Genomic DNA, 4,005 nt, shown 5'->3' with positions numbered 1-4,005 from the left:
GGATGGTCCTTCCGGAAGATTTTCTTCTCTGGCCTTATCTCTCCGATCAACCTTCAGAAGAAAAAATTGGCAATGCAGGAATGATAAGGATAGTCTCCGTGGAAAAGCTGGATGGATTGTCTGTTGATTTTGAACTGGAACCACTAATTGTTTCAGTCAACGACAAATTCTCTGAAGAGAACACCGGAAACTTTGAAATCAAGGCAGAGGGAGGTTTCTTGAGAATATCAAGAACAACAAAGTCTCCCGATATAGAATGTGATATAAGTTGTCTCTCTTCGGTAATATCCGGGTTTACCAATTTCAAAGAAATGATAGAAGCCGGTAGGGTACAGGTTTTTGAAGGTTATAGAGGGCAGGACATGCCTAAAGTTACAACGTTCAATTTGGAGCCATTTTGATATGAGAGAGATTCAATATGATTTTTGTTGTAGTTGAAAAGGGGGGGAATTCAGTGACCAATGATTTTTCTGGTTTGATTAAGCAACTTGATACGCTCGAAAGCATAAAGAAACTTTTTCGGATTCAACAAAAGCAGGCTGAACTTGGCGGAGGGTTTTACGGAGTTATTCCAGATCCCATTGAAAATCCGGAGCAAATACCCATACCGGATACGCCTGATAAATTTCTTGACCTTCTTTCTTATCTTTCACAGATAAGAGATGAACAAAGAAAAATAGTAGCCGGCACTGGATTCCCCGTAGATTTTTTAGGCAGGAATTACGTTCCGAAAGATGTGAAATCCAGCGGGAGAATAAAAATCATTCTGGATCTACACGCGGTTCGGGAAGTATTAGAATATTTTGCTAAAGAAAATCCAACCCTGGAGGAAGCCAGAGAAATCGCTGGTGGGGAAATCTTTACAGAGATGATTAAGCACAGAAATTCCCTTGGTTATGTTCCAGGCCCTGAATTTACAACGGAATTTTTGGCTAATTTTCTATTCTTCGCAGCGAACAAAGAATCTATCTATGAAATTTGGAAACAGCTAAATCCCTGGAATTTCTTTGATTTTGCCGATATTGCCTGCAATAGGGACGATTACGAAAGGGTTCTCAACGAGTTGGAGGAAAACAAAGACAATATAGAGGCACGTATTTCTGCGAGAATAGAAAAATATGTTCCTGAAGATTTCGAATTTCAGGAACGTTTTGTTTTTAGTGTTGGGTGGGCCATAAGAGGTTGGGCTACCGGAAAATATGGCGGTATCAACATTGAGCATATCAAGGACAACTATGATTTTTTGTTGGACATAATAATACACGAAACCTTTCACAGAATTCAGGCTATCCTCTATCCAGGAAATAAAGGAAAAGAATTTAGAATGCTGGAAAAACCTCTGAAGGACAAAGGAAAGGATGCCCTTTATAAAGCGATTACTTACGTATTTCTTGAGGGGTCCGCAACATATGTTCAGAAGGGAGATTTTCCAGTAGAAGATATATCCGATGTTCAGGCAGGCGTGGAACTTTTCAAGGATTTGTACAATACGATTTTTCAGCAGAAGAAATACAATGAACTAGAAAAGTTTTTGAATCGCGGCTTGAGGTCAAACGGCCCCTTTTATGCACTTGGGCATTATATGAGTTACATCATAGATAAAAAGTACGGGAATAAAGCGATTGCTGATTGTCTCAAAAAAGGGAGCCAGGAATTTTTCAAATTATTTGCTGATACAGAAGAAGGTAGGATTTTTCCAGAGGAAATTAAGGAGGTGTTGTTATGATAAATAATGAAGAAAAGATTATTGAAACCTTAAAGCGGATAAATAAAATAATAGAAGATGAGGGTATTAGGAAAAAGTACTGGTTTGATTATCCGAAGCTGCCGGTAGCGTTGTATAACGATGAGAAGATATTTTTGGTTGGTTATCCAGGAAAGCCTGCAGGTTTTGAGGAAAGCGACGGAATTCTTATTGGAAAAAAAGATGAAAGGTTCTATGGAAACACCGCTAAAGATCTTGAAGGGCAGCAGGTCGCCATATGGGATCTTACAACCATATCACCTACTGTCTCTTTCGAGAGGTTTCTCTCTTTAATTTTTCATGAGGGTTTTCACGGATATCAAAAATCTGTTGGAGAAAAACGCTGGGCAAATGATCTCCAGGTTCTCGATTATCCCTTTACCCCAATGAACCTTGCAGTGAGGTTTCTTGAGAGAAGAGAGCTACTGAGGGCAACATTTGCAGATGAGAAGAGAGAGTTTGAAGAAAGGCTATCGTCTTTTATAGCAATCAGGGAATTTAGAAGAAAACTTATAGGTGATGCGTTGAATTACGAGTTAGCACAAGAAAGTGTAGAAGGAGTCGCTGTATATGTGGAAACAAAAGCTTACAGTGACTTTGGTTCTATTCCTTTGAAGTACGCTATCGCTTATCAAGCGAACGGGATGTCTGAATTTCCAGCTTCTCTCTCAAGTTTTAGATTGAGCTGCTACGCGCCGGGGATGTGCCTTGCATTCCTACTTGACAGGTTTCAGGCAGGCTGGCAAAAGGATTATATGGAATCGGGAGAGTACATCTACGATTTCCTGAAAAAACTTTCCGGATTATCCTTTAATAACTTTTCAGAAGATTCAGTTCCATCAGAAGTTTTGGAAAATGCCGGGTATATCTTAGATAAACACAGAAAATATATAGATGAAGAATTCAGAAATTTTGAAAATTCAGCGGGATACAGGATAACGTTGAAAGGGATTTTTCCTTTGATGGGTATGGATCCTATGAACATTCTATGGAAAGAAGACTATATTATAAACAAGTATTTCTTTGCCACGCAATTCAAGGGAGTTCCAGTTTTTCTAAAGCAAAAGAGTATGGTCAAGAGAATAGAGAAAAGCTTTACTTTTTCCGAGGTTGTCTTTTATCTACCGGAGAAACCGGTACAAAATGGGGACAAAGTTGAAATCCCGGGCATTGGAGTATTTCCGGCAAGGTTGGAAGAAGATGTAAGAGGTTTTGCCGTGGTTTGAACACACTCTTTGACCCGATCTTTATCTAAACTCTAATCTCCAACATCCATTCTCGCTTTTGATTTTTAATCCCGGATCTCGGGATCTCGGATCTCGTTTTTTACGTACAACCTACAACGCACAACCCACAACGATTTTCGAGGAGGAATAAAATGTATGAATACCGGAAAAGTGAAGATGTAGAAGCCTTAATGGAAATAGCTAAGTTTTCTTTTGTAGTGGAAAAATCAAAACATGAATTCCTTAGAAAGTACATAAGAACAGCCCTGGTTAGCGGGGTTGAGATGTTTGGCGTATATGACTCTAAAAAACTCGTTGCGGCACATTTGCTCTATCCTTATCAGATGCGATTCCGAAACTCGATGGTTTCTATGGGAGGAATCAGCAAGATCTGTTCAAGGCCTGATTACAGAGGGAAGGGAACAATTCGTTTTATGCTTGAAAAGTCTATTGAAACGATGCGCGATAAAGGCATGGTCGTCTCCATGCTACATCCTTTCAATGTCAGTTTTTACCGAAAATATGGCTGGGAGTTGTTCTTCAGGAAGAAGCTTGTTCTTCTTAGTCCAGGCTCATTAATAGCAAAGGAAAATCCTTCAATTACCGCGGAGTATCTGAAATTTCCAGATGAAGTCTGTAAAGAGTTTTACAACGAGCATGCGAGGAGGGAATACAACCTGGCTTTGAGGGATGACCCTCACTGGAAAAGGCATCTTGAGCTTTCCAACAACGAGGCAGCTAATGGTGTCGTGAAGTTTGAAAGAGATGGCAAAATAGTTGGAATGATGGCACTCTACCTTTCAAGTGGTGAAGCAATGTTTGAATCTATTGTAACCGTGAAAGACTTCATTTACAACGACAACGAAACCAAAGAAACAATGCTGAATTATCTGAAGAGATTATCTCTGCAAGTTACAAAACTCAGGATGGTCCTTCCGGAAGATTTTCTTCTCTGGCCTTATCTCTCCGATCAACCTTCAGAAGAAAAAATTGGCAATGCAGGAATGATAAGGATAGTCTCCGGTGAAAAGCTGG

Annotated in this window: 4 protein-coding genes; all 4 read left to right on the top strand. The window is 39.7% G+C overall.

Annotation, left to right across the window (positions count from 1 at the left end; translation table 11 throughout):
• Window positions 1–401 (top strand): sterol carrier protein domain-containing protein (locus DU53_RS02505; protein ID WP_063727289.1); only part of this gene is annotated, 401 nt, incomplete at its 5' end.
• Between the two features lie 53 nt (window positions 402–454).
• Window positions 455–1,726 carry a DUF5700 domain-containing putative Zn-dependent protease gene (locus tag DU53_RS02500; protein ID WP_041288624.1) on the top strand — a complete coding sequence of 424 codons (1,272 nt, stop codon included), beginning with the start codon at window positions 455–457 and terminating at the stop codon, window positions 1,724–1,726.
• A complete protein-coding gene (locus DU53_RS02495) occupies window positions 1,723–2,970 on the top strand; it encodes a hypothetical protein (RefSeq protein ID WP_012745006.1) in 1,248 nt (415 codons plus the stop codon). The genes DU53_RS02500 and DU53_RS02495 overlap by 4 nt, the downstream gene beginning before the upstream one ends.
• Window positions 2,971–3,122: 152 nt before the next feature.
• Window positions 3,123–4,005: enhanced intracellular survival protein Eis (eis, locus tag DU53_RS02490; protein WP_063727286.1), on the top strand; the 883-nt coding region annotated here is incomplete at its 3' end.

Source organism: Kosmotoga sp. DU53 (assembly GCF_001639905.1).
In the GTDB taxonomy this organism is placed as follows: Bacteria; Thermotogota; Thermotogae; order Petrotogales; family Kosmotogaceae; genus Kosmotoga; species Kosmotoga olearia.
The sequence above is the reverse complement of the archived record's forward strand: the minus strand, read 5'-3'. Positions and strand labels throughout refer to the sequence as shown.

Excerpts from the sequence above, each read along its gene's own strand:
- DU53_RS02495 (WP_012745006.1), top strand. The coding sequence starts at position 1,723 with ATGATAAATAATGAAGAAAAGATTATTGAAACCTTAAAGCGGATAAAT.